Below are 3,618 nucleotides of genomic sequence, written 5' to 3'. Positions count from 1 at the left end.
CCGCTGTTCAGGCTGAAACCCTCGGCGAGCGCCTGCCGCGCGGGCGGCATCGACGACGAGGAGGTCGGCGTCCCGGGCGGCGGCGAACAGCGCGGCCCGCGGCGGCTCCGGCGACAGCGCGGTCTCGACCGGCACCCAGGGGTACTGCTCGCGCCAGGGCGCCACCGCCTGCAGGAGCCGCTCGCCGAGCAACCGTCGCAGCCCGTCCCAGTCGGCGTACGGCGGGAGGTCGTCCGCCTCGGCCCCGCCCGGTTCTCCGCAGCCCTGCACCACCCGCAGCCGCGAGCCCCACAGCGCCGCCTCCCGGACGGCGAACGCCAGCGCCGCCTCCCCGGCGGGGGAGCCGTCGAACCCCACGACCACGCGGCGGTGCCGGACCTGCGCGGGACGGACCACGACCGTGGGCCGCCTGGCCTTCGCCGACAGGCGCATGGCGGTCGAACCCGGCGGCATCTCGTCGGGCGGGTTCGAGCCGACGATCACGAGCGCCGCGTCGCCGGACAGCTGGAAGAGCGCGTGGTGGGCGGCCCCGCGCATCAGCCGCTTGCGCAGCACCACCTCGGGATCGAGCTCGCGGGCCCGCCGGACACCGTGCTCCAGCAGATGCTCGCCCGTCCGGCGCACGATGATGTCGAAGTCGTCCTCGCTGCAGGCCACGGGGTAGGGCCACCGCCAGGCGTGGCAGACCGCCAGCGGCACCCGGCGCAGAGCGGCCTCGCGGACCGCCCAGCGCAGTGCCCAGTCGCTTTCGGCCGTGCCGTCGAATCCGACGAGCAGATGAGTCCCCGTCTCCACTGTCCCGCCCCTCACCGTCGCCGGTTGTTGACTCCCAGTGTCGTCGCAGGTCACCGGCCTGACCGACCAAGTTCCCGGTACCGGCGGCGCCGGTCTGGTGGCCGTCGGGCCATCCGGGGGAGGCCATGGTGACGGCTGCGGCACGTTCGGCCGCCTGCCCGCCCGGCGGTATTAGAAAAGAACGGCGGAACGTCCCGGGTGGGACGTCCCGCCGTGCGGCTGATCCGGTGGTTCGTGGTGGCTCACTTGAGGACGGGCAGCCTCCGGGCCAGGGCGGTGCCGCTCCACCAGCGGCCGAGGCCGAGCGTGTCGCCCGCCGAGACCAGGGCCAGGCCGATGAGGAGCAGGGCGTAGATCAGGTGGTCGTCCATGAAGGGGTTGTTGGCGGGCGGGAGGGTGACCGACCACATCATCACCAGCAGCAGGGTTCCGGCGGACGCCGCGAGGCGCATGCAGACGCCCAGCACGAGCGCGGTCCCGATTCCGGCGAGTCCGAGCATGAACAGCCAGTCGGCCCAGGCGGCGCCGGCGATGTGGTGGTAGAGGTCCTTGAACGGGCCCTTGGCGCCGAAGGCCAGGAAGCCCTTGGTGGGGCTGCCGCCGTGGATCCAGGCCTGGGCGTCCTTGGTGTCGTGGCCGAGGCCGAACGTCTTGTCCAGGAACGCCCAGAGGAACACCCAGCCCAGCGAGATCCGGGCGAGCGCCCAGACGTACCGGGCGGCGGACGACCCGGTCACCGGACGGTGGGCCGGGGCCGGTAGGTGTGCGCGGCGGGTGGGGGTGTGGCCCTGCTCGGAGACCGTCATCGCGCTCTCGCTTCCTTGTGCCGCCGGTGCGGCGTCGGTATGGCGCCGGTGTGGCGTCACCCCCAATTCACCCCCGGACGGGCATGCAGGGATAAGGCGCATTCGTCCCCCGACTGCAGGGACCTTGGTCCCGATCTCGCGCCGCACGGAGTGCCGAACGTCCGTGGGGCCCCGGGCCGCTCGGCCCTGGGCCCGGACGCGCGCGGTCCCTAGCGTGGGCCCACGACGAGGCGCGCTGCAGGACGAGGCGCGCCGCAGTACGAGGAGCCGACGATGAGCCGCTCGCACCACCCGGAGTCGCCGACGCGGCCCGGCGTCCTCCGCCGCCGGCTCGGCGCGGACGCCAACCCGCTGCGCCGCGACGTGGACCGCCACCAGCGGATCGTCGGCCTCGCGCTGCTCGCCCTCTTCCTCGCCGTCGCTCCGGTCGTCGGACTGCGCGTCGGCACGGCCTCCTACGACGGCGGCCTGCGCGCCGAACTCACGGAGGCGGCGACGTGGCATCCGGTGTCGGCGGTCGTGACCGACATCGCCCACCGCAAGCGCGGCTACCGCGTGACCGTCACGGGCACCGCCGCCGACGGCCACCGCCTCGTCGGCTCCTACGACACGGCCCGCGTCCTCACCATCGGCGACCGCGTGAGGCTCTGGGCGACGCCGGTCCGGCTCACCGACACCCCGCCGCGCCGGCACCTGAGGACGGTGACCGACACCGTCCTCACCGTCGCCGCCGCGCTGCTCGTCGTGGCCGCCGTCCCGGCCCTGGTGCACCTGCTGTTCCGCCGCCGCTGCGACCACGTGCGCTCCCGCCTCTGGGACGCCGCGTGGATCGACCTGGACCACCGCTCTCCTCGCTGACGCCGGAGCCTGCCGCCGCTTCGGTCCGCGTGCTTTCATGGTGCGATGCGTGTCAGCGGTGGAGATGTCCCTTGGGGGATCGGACGGCCAAGGCCGTGCCAGCGGGGCCTCGCCGCCGACGCCGGACCGGCTCGGACGGACGGGGAGTAGCGCCGGATGCACGCCGCGGATTCATGGTGGTCGGTGGGTTGGATCGGGTGGACGCTTCTCGCGGCGGCCGCCGTGGTGGCCGTCGTCGACGCGCTCGTGCGCGCGCGTGACCGGCGGATATGGGGGACGCTCCCGGGCACGCCCCCCAACCGCGACATCGGCCCCGTCCAGTTGCACCTGCTGCGCCGGACGCTCATGCACGACCTGGCGGCGGTGGTCACCGTGGAGCTGGCCGTCCGGGGCCACCTGCACGTCCACGACCCGGGCCGGGACGGTGAGCCCGTGGTGATCCGGCGCGTCCACGGCGGAGACCCCGGCGACCTGCGGCCCTACGAGGTGGAGTTCCTGGAGGTCCTGGGGGACGAGGCGGTGCCGACCAAGGAACTCGGCGACCGGCTGCACCGGCTCGTCCACCGCGCCACCTCCAAGCAGGTGTGGGACCTCCCGTGGGTGCGGACCTACCTGCGTCCGGTGTGGCCCGATTCGACCTACATCGAAGCCTGCGGAACGCACACGTTCGCCGCGTCCGTGTGCGGGGTCGCCGGTGTCGTCCTCATGGTCGTGGACCTGACCGTCCGGAGCACGTTCGGCGACATCGCCATGGCCGGAGCCGCCGCACTGCTGCTCGGCGTCGTCGCGCTGCTGCGCAGGCTGCGGGTGGACGAGCTGTCCCAGAGCACGCTCGACCGGGTCATCGACGCCTACACCGGGACGTTCGGGTACTCGGCCGCCGTCGCCAAGCGGCCGCACGAGAACCTCCCGTACGCGTTCTCCCTCAACCAGTACGAGTGGCTGGAGCGGTACGCCGCCGAGCACGCCATGGACGCCGGCTGGTACTCCTACGACGGCAAGGCCAAGAACCTGCGGAAGCGTTTCGTGGCGCTGGGCGGCATGTTCGAGGGCGGATACCCGCGCCCGGCCTACGTCCAGTCTCCTTCCGGTCGCCGCCCCTCGCGCGTCCGGACGGGCGGCAGCGGCGGCTTCGGAGGCGGCGGCGAGGGCATCGGCT

At 73.8% G+C, this 3,618-nt stretch carries 4 protein-coding genes; 2 read left to right on the top strand and 2 right to left on the bottom strand.

Annotated elements, in window-relative coordinates:
• Window positions 1-795 (bottom strand): universal stress protein (locus AB0J52_RS32130; RefSeq protein ID WP_500186570.1); only part of this gene is annotated, 795 nt, incomplete at its 3' end.
• A gap of 242 nt (window positions 796-1,037) precedes the next feature.
• Window positions 1,038-1,601, bottom strand: a complete 564-nt coding sequence (locus AB0J52_RS32125; RefSeq protein ID WP_500186568.1) for a hypothetical protein — start codon at window positions 1,599-1,601, stop codon at window positions 1,038-1,040.
• A gap of 273 nt (window positions 1,602-1,874) precedes the next feature.
• Here AB0J52_RS32125 and AB0J52_RS32120 point away from each other — a divergent pair, with 273 nt between their 5' ends.
• Window positions 1,875-2,459, top strand: a complete 585-nt coding sequence (locus tag AB0J52_RS32120; protein ID WP_500186567.1) for an Rv1733c family protein — start codon at window positions 1,875-1,877, stop codon at window positions 2,457-2,459.
• Between the two features lie 183 nt (window positions 2,460-2,642).
• On the top strand, window positions 2,643-3,618 hold a 976-nt coding region (locus AB0J52_RS32115; protein WP_500186565.1), incomplete at its 3' end, for a hypothetical protein.

The organism is Spirillospora sp. NPDC049652 (genome assembly GCF_040675125.1).
Taxonomy (GTDB): domain Bacteria; phylum Actinomycetota; class Actinomycetes; order Streptosporangiales; family Streptosporangiaceae; genus Spirillospora.
This window is presented reverse-complemented; position numbering and strand designations above follow the sequence as displayed.

Excerpts from the sequence above, each read along its gene's own strand:
- AB0J52_RS32120 (WP_500186567.1), top strand. The coding sequence starts at position 1,875 with ATGAGCCGCTCGCACCACCCGGAGTCGCCGACGCGGCCCGGCGTCCTC.
- AB0J52_RS32125 (WP_500186568.1), bottom strand. The coding sequence starts at position 1,601 with ATGACGGTCTCCGAGCAGGGCCACACCCCCACCCGCCGCGCACACCTA.